Source organism: Devosia sp. LjRoot16 (genome assembly GCF_964252795.1).
In the GTDB taxonomy this organism is placed as follows: Bacteria; Pseudomonadota; Alphaproteobacteria; order Rhizobiales; family Devosiaceae; genus Devosia_A.
This window is the reverse complement of sequence record NZ_CAXUPH020000002.1, coordinates 766,916-787,177: the sequence shown is the minus strand read 5'-3', so window position 1 is coordinate 787,177 and position 20,262 is coordinate 766,916. Positions and strand designations below refer to the sequence as shown.

Sequence of the window (20,262 nt, the reverse complement as noted above, 5' to 3'; positions counted from 1 at the left end):
CCGGCGCCGCGTGTCTCCCTCTCCTTGGCACGCGGCGCCCCAACGCGAACGTTTCCATGACCATCAGCAAGCTCAGCTTTCTCATCCCCGGCAACTACGCGGAGGCCGATCCGCATGCCGGCCTCGAGGCGACGCTCCGCATCATCGAGCTGGGTGAGGCGCTGGGTTATCACGGCGCCTGGGTGCGCCAACGGCATCTGGAGCATGGGATTTCCTCTGCTGCGGTGTTCCTCGCCGCGGCCAGCCAGCGCACGCGCCAGATCGAGCTCGGCAGCGCAGTGATCCAGATCGGCTACGAGAGCCCGTTCCGCCTCGCCGAGGACCTCGCGATGGCGGAGGCGCTGTCCGCCGGGCGGCTGAATGTCGGGCTCAGCGCCGGCCCGCCACAGCATCTCGACCTGCTTGGCCCGCTGGTGTTCGACGGCGACTACCGCTCGTTCGATTTCTCGCACCGGCGCATCGCGCGGCTGGTCGAGCTGCTGCGCGCAGAGCCGTTGGGCGAGCCGATCGCCATCCCCGGCGGCAAGGCGGTGCCGCGGCTGCAACCGGGCGTGCCCGGCCTCCTTAACCGACTATGGTATGGCGGCGGTTCGCTGAAATCGGCCGAATGGGCGGGTGCGAACGGCTTCAACCTGCTGGTCGGCAACGTCACCTCGGGCGAAGGGACGGACGATTTCGTTACTGCGCAACTCAACCAGATCGCGGTCTATCGGGTCCAGGCTCGGGGTGGCTCCGGCCGCATCGCGCTGGGTCGGGTGATCGTGCCGCTCGATGGCGCCAGCCGGGCCACGCGGGAGCGCTATCTCGCCTATGCCCAGTCCCGCCATGCCCGCACGCTGCAGCCCAATGGCGACAAGCGCACCCTGTTCGCACCCGACCTGGTCGGCACGCTCGCCGATATAGCGGAGCGACTCACCGCAGACGCCGCAGTGGCAGCGGCCGACGAGTTGCGCCTCGAACTGCCCTATGAGTTCGACGAGGCCGACTACGCCCAGATCCTCACCAACGCCATCGGCTTGCTGACGAAGTCCTGAATAACCTGCCGAGGCGGGCGTCAGCGACTTGCCCCCCGGTCGAGCGACGCGCTTTTCGCCGACAGCAGTTGAGTACCGCAAAGCCACACGCTCACGTAACGCTCGCTTAACACACAATATCGGAACCTAGGCGCCAATCAGGAGTGCGTTGATGGGTGCGACCGTGCTGGCTGCCTTGCTTGCCAGCGGACTAGGCTTGATAGCCGGAGGTTACTATTCGACGGTCGGCTGGATCGTGGTGGGTAACCTGTTGCTCGTGACCACGGCGACGGCGTCGTTCGCGGCGCACGCCGATCTCGTCACGGCCCTGGGCTGGACAGCGCTCTCTATCGTCGCGTTCAATATCGGCCTGATGCTCGGCCTCATCATCCGGCGCCCGGTGGTCCTTATTCCCGCGTGATTGCGTAAAGTTTTACTCAAACGCTGAACCCGGCAGCAAAGTCCAGCTGTCATGGTGTTCCCAATGAACGCGCGCCAGTTGCGCCACAGGGGGATTGCATGAGCGTCCAAACCGCTAGGGGTTCGAACCGGAAGATCGCAGCCGTCATCATGGCGGCCATGGTATCGCTGGCCGCCGGCGCGATGTCGACGGCAGCCAGCGCGGGCAGTGTGCACGCGCCTCTCGGCTACCAGGTGATGTGCCTGAAGAACCCCGCCGAATGCAAAGGCGGCGGCAAGGCCAAGGTCGATCTCACCGCCGACGTCATGTCGACGCTGAAGCGCGTCAATGGCCACGTCAACCGTTCGATCAAACCGCGTTACGACAGCGGCGCCGATGTCTGGTCGGCCAGCGCCTCCTCCGGCGATTGTGAAGACTATGTGCTGGCCAAGCGCAAGGCGCTGATCAAGGCCGGCATCCCGGCCAGTTCGCTCCGCATCGCCTACGTCAAGACCCGCAGGGGCGAGGGCCATGCAATCCTGGTGGTCAAGACCAATGGCAAGGATCTGGTGCTGGACAACCTGACAGCAAGCATCAAGCCGCTCAGCCAGTCGGGCTACCGCATCATCTCGATGTCGGGCGCCAACCCGCGCAGCTGGAGCTGATCGGCAAGCCGGCTCAGGTCGGCGTGCCGCGCTTGAGCTTGTTGAGGACGCGGTCGAGCAGCGCGTCATGCTCGGCAAATACCCCAAAATCGTCCGGTGCGCTGGCATGGCCTTCCGTCAGCGCCCGGATGCGTTCGGCTTCAACCAGCACCGGCAGCACGTCGCCACCGGTCTCGATGGCTTCGAACAGCTGCCGGCGCAGATCGTCAAGCTTCGAAATCGTGTCGTTGGCATAGACCATCTCGGCACGATCGGCAGGGAACGCCGCGCCGCCCACCTGCACCAGATAGCTGAGCGACACCAGGTAGTAGCTCGCTTCGCTGAGCAGTTGCTGGTCAAGTTCGGCCAGCGCCTCGGCCGGCGGGGTCGCCTTGCCCCAGCGCAGCGCCTGCTCCTCGAGCGCCGCTCCCAGTTCCTCCCGCGGCACGACGTCGAACGTCGCGCGGATCATTTCCAGCGACAGGTAGCGCGACAGCGCCTCGCGCAGCGGCAGCGCGGCTGGCGCCACCTGTTCGGAAGGGGTAGGGCCGAGGTCTGCCGCCTGCAGCGGCAACGCGGCAACCGACAGGCTCAGCAGCAGGGCTCCAGCCAGTGGCAATAGTCTCGACGCGAAACGCAACTTCAACCTCACGCGATGCAATAGCGCATCCCTATCAGCTAGCACCCTTGAGGTGGTCGGTAACCGCTTGGTAAGGATAATTTCCGCGCCAAAGCGAGCGAGCCGGCAGGCGATCGCCTCTATCTGGCGGGGCTGACGGATGCTATCGCGTTCATGGTACAATTCTCCATCACGCCGACGCAGGACGGCCATGGCATCGTTGCTTACGCCAGGGCGGACGGCGTCTTCACCCAGCTGAATCAGCAGTCAACCACCACCTCGCATGACTTCGCGGCAAGCATGCGGGCTATTACGCCGAGGCCTAGAACCGATGACTGAAGCCAATTTGATCGTACCGGTGATCCTTGCAGGCGGGCAGGGGACCCGGCTCTGGCCGATGTCTCGTGCGGCTCGCCCCAAGCAATTCCTGCCGCTGACCGGCCCGACCTCGCTCTATCAGCAGACGCTGCTGCGTGTTGCCGACCCGGCGCGCTATCATCCCGCTGTCATCGTCACCAATGCCGAGTATCGCTTCCTCGTCGCCGAGCAGGCACAGGAGGCGGGCGTGCCGACGTCCGCCGTGCTGCTCGAGCCGATGGCCCGCAATACCGCCGCTGCCATCGCCGCGGCAGCGCTGCATGTGCAGCAGGCCTTCGGCGACGATGCGGTCATCCACGTTCTTGCCTCCGATCATGCCGTCGACGCTGATGACAACTATTGGTGGAGCGTCGCCACCGCAGCTGCGGCCGCCCGGGCCGGCCGGCTCGTCACCTTCGGTATCACCCCATCGGCCCCCGAAACCGGTTACGGTTACATCGAGGCAGGTGCCGAGCTCGGCACCGGTGTTCGCGCCGTGGCGCGCTTCGTCGAAAAGCCCGACCACGACACCGCCGAGAAGATGCTGGCCACCGGCGGCTATTACTGGAACTCCGGCACCTTCATGCTCGGGGTCGCGAGCTTCCTCAGCGAGGTGGAGGCGCTGGCGCCCGAGACTTTCAGCGCCGCTGCGGCCGCTGTTTCCGCTGCCAGGACCGACCTCGATTTCATCCGCCTCGACGAAGCGGGTTTCAGCACGGCGCCCAACATCTCGGTGGACTACGCCATCTTCGAAAAATCGAAGCAGGTCGCCCTGGTTCCGGTGACCTTCCCCTGGTCGGATCTGGGTGCCTGGGATGCCGTGTGGAAGGTGTCCGGCAAGGACGCCGCCGGCAACGTCGTCAGCAACGGCAACGCCACGCTGTCCAACACGCGCAACTCGCTGATCGTGTCGGAGCGGGCGCATATCGCCGTCGAAGGGCTGGAGGATGTCGCCATCATCGCGTCGGAAGACGCCATCTATGTCGGCCGCCTGTCAGACGCGCAGCGGGTTGGGCCGATGGTCAAGGCATTGCGGGCCAATCCCGCTACCCAGGGCCTCACCGAGATCCATCGCACGGCCTACCGTCCCTGGGGTGGCTACTCCTCGGTGCTGAACGGCGACCGCTTCCAGGTGAAGCGCCTGTTCGTCAAGCCCGGCAAGAAGCTCAGCCTGCAGAAGCACCACCATCGGGCCGAGCACTGGGTGGTGGTCAGTGGCACCGCCGAAGTGACCGTCGACGGCAAGGTGACGATGCTGACCGAGAATGAGTCCATCTACCTGCCGCTTGGCTGCGTGCACCGGCTCGCCAACCCCGGCAAGATCCTGCTCGAGCTGATCGAGGTGCAAACCGGCTCCTATCTGGGCGAGGACGACATCATCCGCATTGAGGACGAGTTCGGTCGCGCCTGACCGGACTTGCGCTTCGAGGCAGAGACGCTGATCCGGCCATCGGTGCTGCCCGTGTCGCGCTGGTGGTTGCTAGGCGCCGTAATTGCCGCGCATATAGGCTGCGCGTTCTCTTCGGGGCTCTGAATGAAGATCACGATATTCGGCTCGGGCTATGTCGGCCTCGTCACCGGCGCCTGCCTCGCCGATGCAGGCAACCAGGTTGTCTGTGTCGATATCGATGCGGCAAAGGTGGCGTTGCTCAACAGCGGCCATGTCCCGATCTACGAGCCGGGGCTCGAGGCGATCGTCACCGGCAACCGTGCCGCGCGGCGGCTCTCCTTCACCACCGACATTGCAGCCGGTGTCGAACACGGTGAAGCGCTGTTCATCGCGGTTGGCACCCCGCCTGACGAAACCGGGTCGGCCGATCTCAAATATGTGCTCGCTGTGGCGCGCAGCATCGGCGAGCACGTCACCGGCTTCAAGGTCGTGGCCGACAAGTCCACCGTGCCGGTTGGGACTGGCGACCGCGTTGCCGAGGCCATCACCGCCGAGCTGGTGAAGCGCGGCTTTGCCGCCGACCCGGCGGAACGGGTCCGCCTCGGCCAGCCCGATTTCACCGTCATCTCCAACCCCGAGTTCCTCAAGGAGGGCGCGGCGGTCACCGATTTCAACCGCCCGGACCGCATCATCATCGGTGCGGACGGCACGCCGGCCGGTCGGCGCGGCCTCGAGCTGATGCGCCAGCTCTACGCGCCGTTCACCCTCAACCACGATCGCACCATGATAATGGACGTTCGTTCGGCCGAACTCACCAAGTATGCCGCCAACGCCATGCTGGCGACGCGCATCTCGTTCATGAACGAGCTGGCCAATCTGGCAGAAGATCTGGGCGCCGATATCGAGCTGGTCCGTCGTGGCATCGGCTCCGATCCGCGCATTGGCTACAGCTTCCTGTATGCCGGCACCGGCTATGGCGGCAGTTGCTTCCCCAAGGATGTGAGCGCGCTGCGTCACAGCGCGGCGGAGCAGGGGCGCGAATTGCGCATTCTAGCCGCCGTCGAGGAAGCGAACACGGCGCAGAAAGACGTGCTGGGCGGCAAGATTCGCACCCGCTTTGGCGAAGACCTCACCGGCCTGACCTTCGCTGTCTGGGGCCTGTCATTCAAGCCCAACACCGATGACATGCGCGATGCGCCCAGCCGCGTGCTGATCGCCGATCTCCTCCGCCGCGGCGCCGCGATCCGAGCCTATGACCCCGTGGCGATGGAGGAAGCGAAACGCGTTCTGGCGTTCGATCTCGATGGCGGGATGGGGCGGATCGATTTCGTCGAAACCGCGATGGCGGCCGTGACGGGGGCCGATGCCCTGGTGATCGTCACCGAGTGGAAGGTGTTCCGGAACCCCGACTTTGCGGCCTTGGCCAGGGGGCTCGGGCGAAAGGCGATTTTCGATGGCCGCAACCTCTACGAACCCTCGATCGTCGAGGACGCCGGGTTGGCCTATTTCCCCATCGGCCGGCGTCAGGTGTCCTGAGCCTCCATCGATACGACGACGCAAAGCTCTACTTGTATAGCTAGTCGCTGGAAATTATATCTCGTGCGCTTTTTGCTGCCTGGGATGATTTTCGGCGATGCTGACTGCCAAGGGAAAATACGGCCTGAAGGCGCTGGTGCATCTGGCGCAGTTCCCTCCAGGGGAGTTGGCGCTGGTCGCCGACATCGCGTCGGCGAACAAGATTCCGAAGAAGTTCCTCGATGCCATCCTCGGCGATCTTCGCAATGCCGGCATCGTGCAGAGCCGCAAGGGCAAGGGCGGCGGCTATCGCCTGGCCCGGCCGCCCGAGGAGATCAAGGTCGGCTCCATCGTACGCGTGCTCGATGGCCCGCTGGCGCCGATCCCCTGCGCCAGCCACACCCGCTACGAAGCCTGCGACGACTGCGATGTGGCGACCTGCCAGGTCCGCCACACCATGCTCAACGTCCGTAACGCCATCGCCGAAGTGCTCGATCGCACGACGCTTGCGCAAATGCGCGACGCCAATGGCGAGGTCCTGCCGATCGAGCTGCAGACCGCTTAAGTCTAGTGCAGCTCGGTTAGCCGCTTCTCGCCCGCCTCGATGCGGAACGGCAGCACGTTTTCCGGCGGCGGCAGCGGGCATACCGCGAACTCGGTGAAGGCGCAGGGCGGGTTGATCGCCTTGTTGAAGTCGAGGACGATGCTGTTCTCAGTCACCTCCTCGCCATAGAGGAAGCGTGAGGCAGGATAGGTCGAATCCTGTGAGGTCGGGTCGCGGATCACGAATTGCGGCGCCTCCGGCGTGCCGTGCGTGGCGATCAGCTCGTAGGTCTTGCCGTCGTGGGTGAACACCGCCTTGTGCGTCACCGCGACGCCGGTGCGGATATTGCCGGTGGTATCGACATCCATCTCCAGGGGCGCCTCGAACGGCACCCACTCGGCGGTGATCCGCCAGTCCTGTTGGGCTGGAAAATACTCGATCCCCGGGAACGCACCCGGCGCCGCTGAAGCGGTGTCGCGGATGCGCAGCGCATTGTCGCCGTTCACCGTGGTGATCTCGCAGAGCAGGTTGCCGAGCTGGAACTTCGGCGGATGCTTCTTGTTCGGCGTGATGTGGATCGGCTCGCCGTCGGTCGGCTTGAACGTCACAGTGCCGTCAGGCTCCTGCGTCACCGCCCCCAGATGCGCCGGGCCGGCGGAGAGGACGATGTCGTTGTCCTCGGCGGTCCCGACACTGGCGGTGCCGGGGTCGAGCACAAAGCGGCCGATGATGTTGAGCCAGCCGTTCGGCGCCTTGAGGTTGTTGAGGCGCTTCGCCTTCCAGGCGTCGAGTGCGGCGAGATAGTCGGCAGTCGTGGTCATGTGGAGTCATCCTTGAGTCAGGCAGATCAGGCAGGCATGCGCGGCACGCTGCCGAGCAGCTTCCGGGTGTACTGATGTTGGGGGTCGGCGAGAATTTTGCGAGTGGCGCCGGCCTCGACGATCCGGCCCTTCTCGAGGATCACCATCTCGTCGCAAAGCGCGGCGACGACGCCGAGGTCGTGTGACACGAAGACCAGTGTCATATCGGCCGCCAGCTTCTGCAGCAGCTCGACGATGCGGATGCGGGTCGAGAGATCGAGCGCGCTGACCGCCTCGTCGGCCAGCAGCAGTTTCGGCTTGGCGACGATGGCGCGGGCAATGGCGATGCGCTGCCGCTGCCCGCCCGAGAACTCATGCGGGTAGCGCCCGAGGATGTCCGGCTCCAGTCCCACCGAAACCAGTGCCGCCTCGACCAGCATCCGCCGATCGCCTGGAATGCCCAGCGAGCGCAACGGCTCCGAGACGATGCCGAGCACGCTCTGGCGCGGATCGAGCGAAGAGTAGGGATCCTGGAACACCGCCTGCACCTGCCGGCGATAACCCCGCATGAAGCCGCCGCTATGCGTGTCGAGAGCCGTGCCGTCAAAGCGGATCTGCCCCGAGCTCGGCCGGGTCAAGCCCAGCAGCAGCCGGAGCAGGGTGGTCTTGCCCGACCCGGATTCCCCGACCAGACCGACGCTGGCGCCGGCACGGACCTCCAGCGACACCCCATCGAGCACCAGCCGATCGCGGGCATAGCCGAAGCTGACATTCTCGACGCTGACGAGGCTCATGCTGTACCCTCCAGCGCGTCGTCGAACGCCTTGGCGGCCGCCACCAGCGAGCGCGTGTAGTCGTGCTGCGGCGCGCCGAATACCTCGCGCACCGGTCCGGCCTCCACCGCGATACCCCGTTTCATCACCACCACGCGCTCGACGATTTCGGCCACCACCGGCAGGTCGTGACTGATGAACAGCAGCGCCATGCCGCGCTCCCGCACCAGCCCGTCGAGCAGCTTCAGGATCTCCGCCTGCGTCGTCACATCGAGCGCCGTCGTCGGCTCGTCGGCGATCAGCAATTGCGGCCGGCAGGCCAGCGCCATGGCAATCGCCACCCGCTGCCGCTGTCCGCCAGAAATCTCGTGCGGATAGGATCGGGAGATGCGTTCCGGCTGGGGCAGGGCGACCTGCTCGAGCAGCGCCAGCATCTCGCGCTGGAGCGTGCTGCCTGAGAGCTCGCGCCCATCGCGCCGGGCTCGCCGCTGCAGCGGCTCGGCCACCTGTTGTGCCACCGGCAGCAATGGGTCGAGCGCCGTCAGCGGCTCCTGGAACACAAACGCCGCCACCGTGCCGCGCAAGCCGTTCAGCACCCGGTCCGGCGCCCCGATCACCTGCTGTCCGCCCAGCATCACCGAGCCGCTTGCCTTGATGGCCCGCGGCAACAGCCCGGTCGCCGCCATTGCGGTGAGCGATTTGCCTGAGCCGCTCTCGCCGATCAGCCCAAGCCGCTCGCCGGGAGCGATCGAGAAGGACAGGTCGGAAACCAGCGGCTTGCCGTCGACGGCTAGGTTCAGGTTCTTGATGTCGAGAAGTGGCACCATCACGCCACCCCCTCGATGTCATCCCAGCAAAAGCTGGGATACATCTTGCCGCTGGCGCGGGCTGTGAGTTGGGTCCCAGCTTTCGCCGGGATGACACCGGTGGGTGGGGCAGCAATGGTGACGACAAATAGCCGGAGGCTCATCGCGAAACCCTCCGCGTCGGATCGCCGATGTCGCGCAACCCATCGGCGAGCAGGTTCACCCCGATCACCAGCGACACCAGCGCGATGCCCGGCGCGATGGCGCCGATCGGTGCGGTATAGACCGTGCCTTGCGCCTCCTGCAGCAGCCGGCCCCACGAGGCGTTCGGCGGTGGGGCGCCCAGCCCGAGATAGCTGAGCGACGCCTCGGCGATCACCGCCAGCCCGAACTGCAGCGCAAAATTCACCGACAGTGTCGGCCAGATATTGGGCAGCACATGCTGGAACACGATGCCGAGCCACGAAGTGCCCGACGTGCGCGCCGCCGTGATGTAATCCATCAGCAGCACCCGCTTGGCGAGGATGCGCGTCAGGCGCGCGACGATCGCCGACAGCGCAATACCGAGCGCCAGCACCGCCGTACCGAGGCTCGCCGTGTCGCTTGCCGCCACCACCAGCATGGCGATCAGCAGTGTCGGGAAGGCGATGAGGATGTCGAGTGTCGCTGCCAACGCGTCATCCAGCAGCCGCGTCGCGAACGCCGCCAGCACCCCGAGCGTCACCCCGATCAACCCGCCGATCGCCACCGCGGAGATCCCGACAATCAGCGCAATGCGCGAGCCGATCATGATCTGGGTGAAGAAGTCCCGGCCCAGCCGGTCGGTCCCTGCCCAGTGCTCCCAGGACGGTGGCGCCAGTCGGCCGCCGGTCAGCGCCGTCGGATCGTAGGGCAGCCACACCAGCGTGAGCAGCGCTACTGCGACGTGGAGGCCGACCAGCAGCAGCCCGAGCCACAGCGTCAGCGAGCTGCGCGAGCGCCGCGTGCTTGCAACCACCGCGCTCATGACACCCCCGCCCGTCCGCGCAACCGCGGATCGATGAAGCGCTGCAAGAGGTCGGCGGCAAAGCCGATCAGCAGCACCAGCAGCGTCGAAATGAACAGCACGCCCTGCACATTGGGATAGTCGCGCTGCTGGATGGCGAGCAGCAGCATCGAGCCGAGCCCCGGCAGCGCGAACACCTTTTCCACCACCACGGCGCCGAGGAAGGTCGTCGCCAGCTCAATCCCGAGGATCGAGATCACCGGCACGGCGCCATTGCGGATGCCATGTCGGACCAGTGCCTCGACGAAACCCGAACCCAGTGCCCGCGCCGTGCGGATGTAGTCGCTGCCGATGACGTCCTGCGTCGCTGACCGCACATAGCGTAGCAGCGATGCCGCGATCACCAGCGCCACTGTCAGCACCGGCAAAGCCAGCGCAACGGCAGCTTCGCCGAAATTCGCCCAGCCCTTCAGCGGGAAGCCGCCCGAGGGGAACAACCTGAGGTTGATGGCGAAGATCGTGACGATGAGGATCCCCAGCCAGAACACCGGAATGGCGATCCCTAACTGGCTGACGATCGAGATCGCCGCCCCGTACCAGCGGTCCGCCTTCACTGCCGCGATGATCCCGAGCGGCAGCGCAATGACGATGGCCAGCAGGAACCCCAGGATGGTCAGCGGTACCGTCACGCTCAGCCGGTTGCCGATCTCGCTGAGCACGCTCGCCTTGCTGACGAACGAGGTGCCGAGGTCGAAACGCGCCAGGTTGCCGACGAAGCTCACGAACTGGGTCAGCAGCGGCTGGTCGGAGCCGACCTGCGTTCGCGCCGCCGCGATCTGCGCTTCGGTCGCGCCGACACCGAGCAGTGCATTTGCCGGATCGCCCGGCAGCAGCCTGAGCAGCACGAACAACACGACCGCCGCGATCAGCAGCGACAGCAGCAGGATGGCAAGACGGCGGAGGAGGTAGGTGAGAATGGGAGTGCGGCCTTCGATATCTTGGATGTTTCCACCATACCGTGCCCCACCCACCGGGTCATTCCCGCGAAAGCGGGAATCTCTGTTTGCGATGCCGCAGCAGAAAACAGATATCCCCGCTTTCGCGGGGATGACACCGAGGTTGATGACAGGCTGGATGAGGGCGGCGACGCGCGCCGCACCCAGCGCTTACTTCGCCTTCTGGATTCCGTAGGCGAAGAACTGCGAGTTCAGCCCGTTCACCGGGTAGCCGGTGACATTGGCGGCTGACACCACGATCTGCGGGTAGAGATAGAGCCAGTTGCTGGCCGCGTCTTCGGCGATGAGCTTGTTGGCTTCCGTCAGCTTGGCGGTCTGCTCGTCGATCGTCGCCGCGGCTTCCGAGTCGGCGATCAGCTTCACCACTTCAGGGTTGTTGTAGCCCCAGTAGAAGTCCGGGTTGCCGTAGAACACGATATCGCGGTGGTTGACGTGCTCCTGCAGGGTCGCCTGGAAGTCGTGCGCCTTATAGATCTTCTCGTACCACTCGTTGGCCGTGATGATGTTGATGTTCACCGTCACGCCGACCTTGGCATACTCGGCCTGCAGGAACTGCGCGACGATCGGGTGCGGGTCGTAATCGGGCGTGTCGAGGGTGAACTCGAAGCCATCGGGGTAGCCGGCTTCCGCCAGCAGCGCCTTGGCAGCCTCCACGTCATAGGCATCGACGCCGGTCAGGTCGACGTACCACGGGTCGGTCGGCGGCACGAACGAGCCGATCAGCGTGCCATAGTCGCCCCAGATCGAGTTGAGCAGCTTCGCCTTGTCGGTGGCCTTGGCCAGAGCCTTGCGCACCTTCACATTGTCGAACGGCGCGACGCGATCGTTCCAGGCCAGCAGTTCCTTGGTCGTCGAGGCACCCTCGGTCACCGTGTAAGCCGGGTTGCCGCTGAACTGCGCCAGCGAATCCGGGCTCTGCACCGAGGTGATCACGTCGACTGCGTTGGTCAGCAGTGCGTTGTTCAGCGCCGTCGCGTCGGTGAAATAAGTGTAGATCACTTCGCCGTTGGTCGGGGCGGTACCCCAGTATTTGTCGTTGCGAGCCAGTGCCAGCGCCGAGCCACGGCGCCATTCGCCCAGCGTATAGGGCCCGGTGCCGTCTTCGGCCGCGGTGATATCGGTCGCCTTGTCGTTGACGATCCACACATAGCTGAGGTTGTAGGGCAGCGAGATCGAGCGGGCCGACAGCGTGATCACCACCGTCTGATCGTCAGGCGTCTCGATGCCGGTAATGGTCGACAGGCTCTTCTTGCGCGAGCTCTTCGACGCCTCGGCGGTGACGCGCTCGATCGAGTATTTGACGTCGGCCGCAGTGAGCGGATCGCCCGAGTGGAAGGTCACGCCCGGCTTCAGCTTGAAGGTATAGGTCAGCCCGTCTTCGCTGGCGCTGTAGCTGTCGACGAGCTTGGGCTCGACGGCGCCCGCATCGGTCAGCTGGAACAGCGCCTCATAGACGTTGCCATTGAACGCCTCGTTGATGCCCTGGCCGGCGCCGGCGGTGTTGTCGAGGTTCTGCGGCTCATAGAGCGACCCAATGCGGATCGTCGCATTGGCGTCGTAGTCCTGCGCCATCGCAAGCGGCGCCACAGCAACGCTGCCCAGCAGCGCAGCGGCGACCAGCGCGCGGCGGATGGAAATCTGGTTCATTCGGGGAACTCCTTGTTCGTGGTCGGTGCGGCGGTCGAAACCGCTTTCACTGGCGGCATAAATACCCCGCGGCGGCGAAGAAGCCTAGGATTCCAGTGTACTAATAATGCTGCGCAGCCGCGGCCACAGCGAACGGACTTTGCTGTGTCGGCGCGGAAGGCGAAATCCCGTTCCGCGAGCCCCGGGGGAAAGCACGCGAGGCAGGGCAGGGCGGCATGTCGATGCGGGCCGGCGCTCCCGAAGGTTAACCAGAGTCGTAGCAATTCCAGCAGTTTGTCGACTGACCGGCGGTAGTACGCTATGATCTTCGAATAGCTTGCGTACCGCCGCAAGTGTTCTGGTGGTGCGGATCGAAGTCGATCTGAGGAGGTATTGGGTGAAGGGGTCACCGCGTGTTGCGCAAGGCGCCATGCTGTTTGTGACCTTGGCGCTCGCAACCTCGGGAGCCGCGGTCGCCTATATCGAGGCTAAGGCTTACTTGTCCGCGGGGATCGTTCCGCGGGAGCGTTTCGACGCGCTTGTGGCCGACGATATCGACATCGGCCTGTCGAGTGCGTCGCACACGCTCATCCTCCGCAACTGCTACGAGGCGATGACTTCTGTTTCTTCCCGCCTTCAGCCTACGGTCCGCCGTAGCGCAGTCGCCGCAAATTGCGTGGCAACAGCTGATCGGATCAGCGCCGAAGAGCCGGCAAATTCCTTCGCCTGGTACATTGCCGCGCTGGCCGCAGCTGAAACCGGCGATATCCCGGGCATGACGCAACGCCTGCGCATGTCGCAGCTCGCTGGACCCAGCGAGCAGTGGATCGTCGAACTCAGGGTCAACCTTGCCGAGGATCATCTGGCCGCCCTCTCACCTGACGCTCTGGCCGGCCATGACGGCGACCTGACATTGCTGGCCCAGAGCCAGCGCGGCGTCTCATCCATCGCCCAGCGTTACGTTCGGCAGGCAGGCTTCCGCGAACGCATCACCGCGCTGGTGGAAAAACTCCCGGCCGAGGACCAGCAGCGCTTCCTCGATTACGTCCGCGGCGCGGCAAATCAGGCAACGGGGGGCTGATATGTCGGGAATTGAAGTCACCGCCACACGCCCGTCCTCCCGTGGCGCACGCCACGAAGCCGGTGTGAGAACCAGTCGGCAGTCGGGGCTCAACGACCTGCTTGCCCGGGTGATCCTGGTTATTGCGGCGCTGGCGCCGATTCCACTGGGGAGCAACCGGCCGTTCTTCTGGGCAGTCAATGCGCTGATCATCGGATTGGTCGGCCTCGTCTACGTCGCGACCCTGCGGGGCGCCCGCGAACCATTCCGCATCGGCCTTGGCCGCTTGTGGCCCTCGGCTGCCCTCTATGCGGCGGTGGCGATCTACCTCGTCCTGCAGGCGCTGCCGCTCGGCCAACTGGCGCCTGGCGGTATCGCGGTGTCGGAGCTGCTGGCTGTTCCTACCGGCGCCGGCATCGCCCTGGCCGCCGGTGCGATCAGCCTCTCGCCCAACTCGACCTGGCTGATGCTGATGCGCTGGGTGACGTGTGGCGTGCTGTTTCTGCTTGTCCTGCAGGTCGGAACGCGGGCGCACCGTCGGGATTTGATGCTGAACGTCATTGTCGCGATCGTCGCCAGCTACGCGATTTTCGGTCTCGCCTCATTGCTGCAGTTCGGCGACACGCTCCTGAGCATGCCGAAATGGGCTTATGAGGGCAGCGCCACCGGCACCTTCGTCAATCGCAACTCCTTTGCGACCTTCCTCAGCTTCGGTGCAGTGGTGACCGTCACGATGCTGGCGGGCAGTTTTGTGCGTCAGGACGAGGGCGAGGAGGTCGGAGACGATCGGCGGCTGCGGGTCGACCCGATTGTGTTTGTCTACCTTCTGGCGCTGGCTGCGATCGTCGCCGCACTGCTCGCCACCGAGTCTCGCATGGGCGCATTTGCCGGCGCCATGGGATGCCTGAGCGTCGTGCTCCTTACCCAGCGACGCCTGCGTTGGCGCCGTGGCTGGTACCTGCTCTGGGTCCCGGCGGCGCTGGTTGTCCTTGGCGCCGCGGTCTACCTCTACGGACAGGGCCTGGTGGAGCGCCTTGGCTCCCAGGCGGAGGCGGCCGACGTTCGTCTCGATCTCTATGTTCAGGTGATCGAGATGATCCGTGCCCGGCCGCTGTTGGGCTATGGGGGAGGGGCGTTTGAGCAGGCCTTCCACTTGTTCCACCACCTGCCGGTAAGCCCGGATCTGGTGTGGGATCGCGCCCACAACACGTACCTCGCCCTCTGGGCCGAGCTGGGCCTGGTAGCCGGGTCTGTCCCGATCCTGCTGGTTGGCACGGCCGCAGTCCGGCTGGCCTGGAACAGTTCCCGTGCCGGCTCGGGCTGGACGGGACGGGTTGCCGCGACTGGCGCAGTCGTCGTAGCCGCAACCCACTCGCTTGCCGACTTCAGCCTCGAGATTCAGGCCAACACCATTCTGTTCGTTATTCTGCTCGGCGTCGGCACCGCCGCCAGGATGAGCAGACGGAATGCCCACTCGTGATGCGCGCCATGGCTGCCCTGTTTGGCAACCGCCAACCTCCGCATTCGGGGGGCAGGCAACGGCTGAGTGCTGACATCCGCCCGGCCGTCGTCTACGCGATCGGCGACGTGCATGGCTGCCTCGACGAGTTGCGCCAGCTCGAGCAGTTGATTCGAGCCGATGCCGCTGGGGTCGAAGGCGAGAAGTGGATCGTGCTGCTCGGCGATTATATCGACCGAGGGCCCCAGTCGGCGCGGGTGATTGACCACCTGCTTGCGCCACCGCCGGATGGTTTCCGCCGCTTCACGCTGGCCGGCAACCACGAGCAGATGCTGCTCGACTTTCTTGCTTCGCCTCGCCGCCACACCGATTGGCTTGCCTACGGGGGGCTGGAGACCCTGGCGTCCTACGGCATCGATGCGCGAGATGGCATGATGGGGGCCGCGGCGGCGGCAATGGCGCTCGAAGCGCGGATGCCGCGATCGCACCTCGAGTGGTTGCGCCAGTTGCCGGTCAGCCTCGAACTCCCTGGTTTTGTCTTCGTCCACGCCGGCCTCCGGCCAGGGCAGCCATTGGCAGAGCAGGACGAGAACGACCTGCTGTGGATCCGCGAACCGTTTCTTGATGGTCCCGGTGCTCCCGGCATCGTCGTCGTGCATGGCCACACTCCGGAAACCGAGCCAGTGCTAAGATCGTGGCGCGTCGGTATCGACACTGCCGCGTTTGCGACCGGCAGGCTGACGTCGGCCCGTATAGATGCCGGGGGCAGGATCAGTTTTCTTGCCAGCCGTCCCGCTAACCCATTGGCCGCCCAGACGGCGCCCAGAACCGACTAAGGGTATCGCCAGGCGATGGAAGAGACCGATTTCGAACTTCGTCGGGTGGTCGGGCTGCTGCAGCGGCAGCTGCGCCTGATCCTCATCACGCTCGTCGTGGGCCTTGGTGGCACGGCGCTCGTGGTGTTTTCGCTTACCCCGATCTACCAGGCCTCGGCGCTGGTCGAGGTGCAGCCGCGCGATCGCAACCTGCTTGATCCGAGCGGCGATTTCGACACCGGCGCCAGCGATATGACCCGCATCGCCAGCGAGCTCGAAATCATGCGCTCCGACGCTACGATGCTTGGCGTCATCAAAAAGGAGGCACTGGTCTCTGACGCCGAGTTCGGGCCCCGGATCGGGTTGCTTGACCGCGTGCTGGCCTTCCTGCAGATCCGCCAACCCACGCTGCCCGACGGCGACGCAGCGCTGCGCCGCGTGCTGCAGAACTTCGAGCGCGCGTCCGCTGTCAGCCAGATAGGGCTGTCGAGCATCATTTCCATGTCGGTCCGATCCACCGATCGCAACCGTGCCGCGCAAATCGCCAACTCCTGGGCTCAGACCTATATCGATGCGCAGGTTTCCGCCAAGATCGACAGCACTCTCAACGCCCGCAACATCCTGCAGGCGCGACTCGGGCAGGCACGCGCTGCCATGGTTGCCGCCGAACAGTCGCTCGACACCTATATCGACAGCAACCTCGCCCGCATCGTTGGCGAGACAGGTCGAGCAGATGTGGCCGATCTTGGCGGCAACCTGCACGATCTGCTCGCCGAAAAGAACGTGCTGTCCGGCCGCTTCAGCCAGGCCGAGCTGGGGCTGCGGCAGAAGAACTGGGAACTGCTGACCAACACCCTCCAGTCAGACGCGCTTCGCGAACTCGAGCGGCAGCGCGAACAGGTGGCGGCAACTCTCGAGAAAGCCGCCGAAGGCCCTGCAGTCAACCTGCGCGCCGAGCTGGCCGGCATCGAGGAGCGGCTGGGGCGGGTTGCAGACGAGGCGGTCGCGGACCTGCGTCGTGCTGTTTCCGACAATCAATCGCGCGAAACCGACCTTCGTCAGCGCCTGCGTACGGCAGTGCTGTCGAGTTCGCTGCCCGCTGACATGTTGGGTGAGATCTTCGAGATGCAGCAGGGTGCCGAGCTTGGTCGGCAGCAGTACCAGACGCTGATGTCGCGCACCCAGGACCTCGATGCGCAGGCAACGCTGCAGATCGCCGACAGCCGCATCATCTCGCCTGCGCTGGCGCCGGAACAACCGGCGTTCCCCAATACGTTGCTCTCTCTCGCCGGCGCCGGCATCATTTCGCTGGCCTTAGGGATTGGCTTGGCCTTCCTCCGCGAAAATCTCGTCGGCGGGCTGCTGACCGAGGACCAGACTGAAGCCGTGCTGAAAATCCCCGTCGCGGCGGCGGCGCCACGGCTGCGCAGTCCGGCGCAGGGCTCGCTGGCCGACCTGATACTCACCTCGCCCCTATCCCAACTGCCTGAGGCCATCCGCCGAATTCGTGTCACCATCGATCAGCGGCTGCGGCGTTTCGGCGTACAGGCGGAAGGGCAGACCGGCGCTATCGTCGTGATGGTGACCTCGTCCACCGCCAGCGAGGGCAAAAGCACCGTCGCCCTGTCATTGGCGCGTGCATATGGCGCCTCGCACAAGAATGTATGCCTCATCGATTGCGATCTGCGTCGCCCGAGCATCGAGGCCATGGCGGGGCTGCCGTCGTCGGACCGCCTCGTCACGTACTTGTCGGAAGAACAGCCGGTCATTGGCACCGCCGAACTGGTGGTCCGTGACAAGCAACCGGGCGTGTACATTATCGGTGCGGGGGAGCGGGCGGACGTCCCGACGGATCACCTGATCGGTGGCCCCAACTTTGCCCGCCTGCTGACCCAGGCACGCGCCCGGTTCGACGTCGTCATCCTGGATACGCCGCCGGTGGGACCGGTCGCCGACGGCCTTTACCTGGTCGGCTATGCCGATCTCATCCTGTTTGTCGTGATGTCGGGTCGCACCTCCCAGACGGAGGCCCGCCTTGCGCTGGCCCACCTGCGAGCCGCCCGCCGCGGCGACGAACCGGTTCTGGCCGTACTCAATGGCCAGGAACGCGCCAGCGCCCGGTACAAGAGCAGCTACGGGTACTCGTACTACTCGGACGCCTCCTAGGCCCTTCAGCGCCTACCCGCACGCGCTGCCCCCACGATGGGCGGAGGTCCTCGCGCCTGGCATCTGCTGCCTATCAGTCGCAGTCGGCATAGGCCGTGTCAGCGCAAAGCCGCGCTAGGCGTTGCGCCTCCAGCAGTTCCTCCGAGGTCATCGAGGTTGCCACCAGGTCGCGTTTTCGCAGCGCTTCGGCTGCCTTCTTCGGCGCTATATGGGCGCCTGCCAGATTGAGCCACTTGTGCGACTGCACCAGGTTCTGTTCCAGCCCGCGACCGCCAAACAACATCCATCCGAGCGCCAGCTGCGCCTCGGCATTGGCCTGGAGCGCCGCCTGTCGGTAGAGGGCGACCGCGCGGTCAAGATCGCGTTCGACGCCCTTGCCGGCCGCGAGCATGTCCGCCAGGGCCAGCGCCGCTCCCGGATCTCCCTGGTTTGCGGCTGCCCCATACCAATACACTGCCTGCTGTTGGTTCACGGCAAGGCCGGCCCCCGAGGCGTATGCGTCGGCCAAAGCGACCTGCGCCTTGGTGTAGCCAGCGCGAGCGGCCTTTTCGAACCACGTGGCGGCGAGCGCCTGATCCTGCTCGGTTCCCTTGCCCGTTCCATATAGGTTCGCCAATTCGAACTGGGCCGCCGGATATCCCTGGTCGGCTGCGAGCTCGAACCATCGGAACGCCTCCTGGGGTTCGACAGACCCGTCGCATCCGTCCGAGTAGAGCTTGCCGAGGCGGAAGCGGGCTTCGGGAATGGCCTGAACGGCGGCCGCCAGCAGCCAGCGCGCGGCGCCAGTGCAGTCCTTTGCTACGCCATCGCCGTCGGCGAGCAGTTTGCCGAGCTCAGTCTGCGCCAACGCGAGCCCGGCCTCGGCGGCACCCTGATACCATTGCGCCGCCGCTGCATGGTCGCGATCCACGCCAAGCCCATCGCGGTAGAGGTTGCCCAGGTTGAACTGTGCAACAGGTAACTCCGCCGCGGCGCGTCGGAACAGATCCGCGGCTGCGGCATGGTCGGCGATACCGAGAGCTCCATCGCGGTACAGCACGCCGAGATCGTTGGCGGCCTGCGCCATCCCTTGGTCTGAGGCTTTACGGAACCAGTCGGCCGCCGTGTTGGCATTGCGGTCCAGCCCGGTCCCATCCAGGTAGCGCCTGCCCATTTCGTATTGGGCGCCAGGGTCGCCCTGTTCCGCCGCCGCCTGGTACCAGCGCGCGGCCAGTCGGTCGTCCCGGCTGACGATCTCGCCTTCGGAATAGAGGCTGGCAAGCCGCAATTGAGCCCTGAGTTCCCCGGCCTCGGCGCCTTGCCGGTAGTTGCTCATCGCCTTGTCGAGGTCCTGCAGGCCACGCGCCGTCTCGAACATCTGGCCGACCTCGAAATAGGCGCCCGTCTGGCCTTGCTGAGCCGCCGCCTCGAACAACTCGGTCGCCCTGCTGAAGTCCTGCGGCACGCCTAGTCCATCGCGATATAGGCGCGCCAGCCGCAGTTTCGCTCCCGCGTCATCCTTCTTGACGGCCACCGTCAACCAGCCAGCCACACGCATGGGATCGGGTTCAATATCAACACCGGCGAGCATCAGATCGGCCAGTGCTACCTGCGCTGACGTGTGATCCTGTTCGGCTGCCAGTTCATACCAGCGCGCCGCGGCGACCTTGTCCGCAGTCCCGATCTTGCCGGACTCATACGCTGCTCCAATGCTGAACTGCGCATCGGGGTCGCCGAGGTCAGCCGCCCGCCGATACCACCTCAGCGATTCACTGAGATCGGCGTTGACGCCAAGCCCGTCGCCATAAATCCAGCCCAGCGTCGCCATGAAATGCAAGTCGCCATTCTCCGCCCCGGCACGTACCCACTTGGCCCACTCTACTAAGTCCTTCGGCACACCCTCCCCAGCGAAGTAGATGTCGGCAAGCGCAATCTGGGCGCTCAGAGAACCCTGGTCAGCGGCGGCGCGGTACCAGCGAATGGCTTCCGTTGCAGATTGCTGGACGCCTTCACCGCGTCGATAGCGCTCCGCAAGAAACAACTGTGCGTCGATGTCTCCATCTTCGGCCCCCTCGATGGCCGCTTTTGGGTCCCCAGCCCAAAAACTGTCGACGAACGAAGAACTCTCGAGGGCAGAGGAACGTGTCCCCAAAGTACCGCCGAACGAGGTGAGCAAAAGTATGCCCACCACTCCCGAAACCAACTGCCAACGCAAGACCTAACCTCCAGATCTGCCGCGGCGTTTCAGCATTGTAGGATGGTCAGCGTCAGCCACGTCGATGAGTTTTATCGTAG

At 65.2% G+C, this 20,262-nt stretch carries 18 protein-coding genes; 10 read left to right on the top strand and 8 right to left on the bottom strand.

The window, feature by feature from the left end; genetic code table 11:
* The first annotated feature begins 56 nt into the window (after window positions 1-56).
* The 3 genes from ACSQ23_RS14225 (at window position 57) to ACSQ23_RS14215 (ending at window position 2,078) form a co-directional block, all read left to right on the top strand.
* Complete coding sequence (locus tag ACSQ23_RS14225; protein ID WP_436091015.1) at window positions 57-1,034, top strand: LLM class flavin-dependent oxidoreductase; 978 nt, start codon at window positions 57-59, stop codon at window positions 1,032-1,034.
* A 151-nt stretch (window positions 1,035-1,185) separates the two neighbouring features.
* Window positions 1,186-1,434, top strand: a complete 249-nt coding sequence (locus tag ACSQ23_RS14220) for a hypothetical protein (protein ID WP_055879140.1) — start codon at window positions 1,186-1,188, stop codon at window positions 1,432-1,434.
* 98 nt (window positions 1,435-1,532) lie between these two features.
* Window positions 1,533-2,078, top strand: coding sequence for a transglutaminase-like cysteine peptidase (locus tag ACSQ23_RS14215; RefSeq protein WP_436091014.1), 546 nt, complete (start codon window positions 1,533-1,535; stop codon window positions 2,076-2,078).
* Between the two features lie 13 nt (window positions 2,079-2,091).
* Here ACSQ23_RS14215 and ACSQ23_RS14210 read toward each other — a convergent pair whose 3' ends face one another.
* A complete protein-coding gene (locus ACSQ23_RS14210) occupies window positions 2,092-2,697 on the bottom strand; it encodes a hypothetical protein (protein WP_436091013.1) in 606 nt (201 codons plus the stop codon).
* 310 nt (window positions 2,698-3,007) lie between these two features.
* Between ACSQ23_RS14210 and ACSQ23_RS14205 the strand changes: the two genes are divergently transcribed.
* The 3 genes from ACSQ23_RS14205 to ACSQ23_RS14195 all read left to right on the top strand — a co-directional run bounded on the left by ACSQ23_RS14205 (window position 3,008) and on the right by ACSQ23_RS14195 (window position 6,503).
* Window positions 3,008-4,444, top strand: coding sequence for a mannose-1-phosphate guanylyltransferase/mannose-6-phosphate isomerase (locus tag ACSQ23_RS14205; protein ID WP_436091012.1), 1,437 nt, complete (start codon window positions 3,008-3,010; stop codon window positions 4,442-4,444).
* Window positions 4,445-4,567: 123 nt separating this feature from the next.
* The gene (locus ACSQ23_RS14200; RefSeq protein WP_436091011.1) at window positions 4,568-5,959 is read left to right on the top strand and encodes a UDP-glucose dehydrogenase family protein; all 1,392 of its coding nucleotides are present in this window, start codon (window positions 4,568-4,570) and stop codon (window positions 5,957-5,959) included.
* Between the two features lie 97 nt (window positions 5,960-6,056).
* Complete coding sequence (locus ACSQ23_RS14195) at window positions 6,057-6,503, top strand: RrF2 family transcriptional regulator (RefSeq protein WP_436091010.1); 447 nt, start codon at window positions 6,057-6,059, stop codon at window positions 6,501-6,503.
* 2 nt (window positions 6,504-6,505) lie between these two features.
* Here the strand turns inward: ACSQ23_RS14195 and ACSQ23_RS14190 are convergent, their stop codons facing one another.
* From ACSQ23_RS14190 to ACSQ23_RS14165, 6 genes are all read right to left on the bottom strand, one after another.
* Complete coding sequence (locus ACSQ23_RS14190; protein ID WP_436091009.1) at window positions 6,506-7,303, bottom strand: DUF1684 domain-containing protein; 798 nt, start codon at window positions 7,301-7,303, stop codon at window positions 6,506-6,508.
* Between the two features lie 26 nt (window positions 7,304-7,329).
* Window positions 7,330-8,076: an ATP-binding cassette domain-containing protein gene (locus ACSQ23_RS14185; protein WP_436091008.1), complete on the bottom strand. Its 747-nt coding sequence runs from the start codon at window positions 8,074-8,076 to the stop codon at window positions 7,330-7,332.
* Window positions 8,073-8,882: an ATP-binding cassette domain-containing protein gene (locus ACSQ23_RS14180; protein WP_436091007.1), complete on the bottom strand. Its 810-nt coding sequence runs from the start codon at window positions 8,880-8,882 to the stop codon at window positions 8,073-8,075. Before ACSQ23_RS14180 ends, ACSQ23_RS14185 begins: the two co-directional genes overlap by 4 nt.
* 139 nt (window positions 8,883-9,021) lie before the next feature.
* Window positions 9,022-9,867 carry an ABC transporter permease gene (locus ACSQ23_RS14175; RefSeq protein WP_436091006.1) on the bottom strand — a complete coding sequence of 282 codons (846 nt, stop codon included), beginning with the start codon at window positions 9,865-9,867 and terminating at the stop codon, window positions 9,022-9,024.
* The gene (locus ACSQ23_RS14170) at window positions 9,864-10,823 is read right to left on the bottom strand and encodes an ABC transporter permease (protein ID WP_156384581.1); all 960 of its coding nucleotides are present in this window, start codon (window positions 10,821-10,823) and stop codon (window positions 9,864-9,866) included. Before ACSQ23_RS14170 ends, ACSQ23_RS14175 begins: the two co-directional genes overlap by 4 nt.
* A gap of 189 nt (window positions 10,824-11,012) precedes the next feature.
* Window positions 11,013-12,509: an ABC transporter substrate-binding protein gene (locus tag ACSQ23_RS14165; RefSeq protein WP_436091005.1), complete on the bottom strand. Its 1,497-nt coding sequence runs from the start codon at window positions 12,507-12,509 to the stop codon at window positions 11,013-11,015.
* 316 nt (window positions 12,510-12,825) lie between these two features.
* On the opposite strand from ACSQ23_RS14165, the gene ACSQ23_RS14160 reads away from it, so the two are divergent.
* From ACSQ23_RS14160 to ACSQ23_RS14145, 4 genes are all read left to right on the top strand, one after another.
* Complete coding sequence (locus ACSQ23_RS14160; RefSeq protein WP_436091004.1) at window positions 12,826-13,569, top strand: hypothetical protein; 744 nt, start codon at window positions 12,826-12,828, stop codon at window positions 13,567-13,569.
* A gap of 64 nt (window positions 13,570-13,633) precedes the next feature.
* Complete coding sequence (locus tag ACSQ23_RS14155) at window positions 13,634-15,028, top strand: O-antigen ligase family protein (RefSeq protein WP_436091003.1); 1,395 nt, start codon at window positions 13,634-13,636, stop codon at window positions 15,026-15,028.
* A gap of 8 nt (window positions 15,029-15,036) precedes the next feature.
* Window positions 15,037-15,843 carry a metallophosphoesterase family protein gene (locus ACSQ23_RS14150; RefSeq protein ID WP_436091002.1) on the top strand — a complete coding sequence of 269 codons (807 nt, stop codon included), beginning with the start codon at window positions 15,037-15,039 and terminating at the stop codon, window positions 15,841-15,843.
* Between the two features lie 15 nt (window positions 15,844-15,858).
* Complete coding sequence (locus ACSQ23_RS14145; RefSeq protein ID WP_436091001.1) at window positions 15,859-17,988, top strand: GumC family protein; 2,130 nt, start codon at window positions 15,859-15,861, stop codon at window positions 17,986-17,988.
* Window positions 17,989-18,061: 73 nt separating this feature from the next.
* Here the strand turns inward: ACSQ23_RS14145 and ACSQ23_RS14140 are convergent, their stop codons facing one another.
* Entirely contained in the window at window positions 18,062-20,182 is a 2,121-nt protein-coding gene (locus ACSQ23_RS14140) for a tetratricopeptide repeat protein (RefSeq protein WP_436091000.1), read from the bottom strand.
* Window positions 20,183-20,262 lie beyond the last annotated feature (80 nt).

Excerpts from the sequence above, each read along its gene's own strand:
- ACSQ23_RS14175 (WP_436091006.1), bottom strand. The coding sequence starts at position 9,867 with ATGAGCGCGGTGGTTGCAAGCACGCGGCGCTCGCGCAGCTCGCTGACG.
- ACSQ23_RS14200 (WP_436091011.1), top strand. The coding sequence starts at position 4,568 with ATGAAGATCACGATATTCGGCTCGGGCTATGTCGGCCTCGTCACCGGC.
- ACSQ23_RS14195 (WP_436091010.1), top strand. The coding sequence starts at position 6,057 with ATGCTGACTGCCAAGGGAAAATACGGCCTGAAGGCGCTGGTGCATCTG.
- ACSQ23_RS14180 (WP_436091007.1), bottom strand. The coding sequence starts at position 8,882 with ATGGTGCCACTTCTCGACATCAAGAACCTGAACCTAGCCGTCGACGGC.
- ACSQ23_RS14185 (WP_436091008.1), bottom strand. The coding sequence starts at position 8,076 with ATGAGCCTCGTCAGCGTCGAGAATGTCAGCTTCGGCTATGCCCGCGAT.
- ACSQ23_RS14225 (WP_436091015.1), top strand. The coding sequence starts at position 57 with ATGACCATCAGCAAGCTCAGCTTTCTCATCCCCGGCAACTACGCGGAG.
- ACSQ23_RS14190 (WP_436091009.1), bottom strand. The coding sequence starts at position 7,303 with ATGACCACGACTGCCGACTATCTCGCCGCACTCGACGCCTGGAAGGCG.
- ACSQ23_RS14205 (WP_436091012.1), top strand. The coding sequence starts at position 3,008 with ATGACTGAAGCCAATTTGATCGTACCGGTGATCCTTGCAGGCGGGCAG.
- ACSQ23_RS14145 (WP_436091001.1), top strand. The coding sequence starts at position 15,859 with ATGGAAGAGACCGATTTCGAACTTCGTCGGGTGGTCGGGCTGCTGCAG.
- ACSQ23_RS14165 (WP_436091005.1), bottom strand. The coding sequence starts at position 12,509 with ATGAACCAGATTTCCATCCGCCGCGCGCTGGTCGCCGCTGCGCTGCTG.
- ACSQ23_RS14220 (WP_055879140.1), top strand. The coding sequence starts at position 1,186 with ATGGGTGCGACCGTGCTGGCTGCCTTGCTTGCCAGCGGACTAGGCTTG.
- ACSQ23_RS14215 (WP_436091014.1), top strand. The coding sequence starts at position 1,533 with ATGAGCGTCCAAACCGCTAGGGGTTCGAACCGGAAGATCGCAGCCGTC.
- ACSQ23_RS14150 (WP_436091002.1), top strand. The coding sequence starts at position 15,037 with ATGGCTGCCCTGTTTGGCAACCGCCAACCTCCGCATTCGGGGGGCAGG.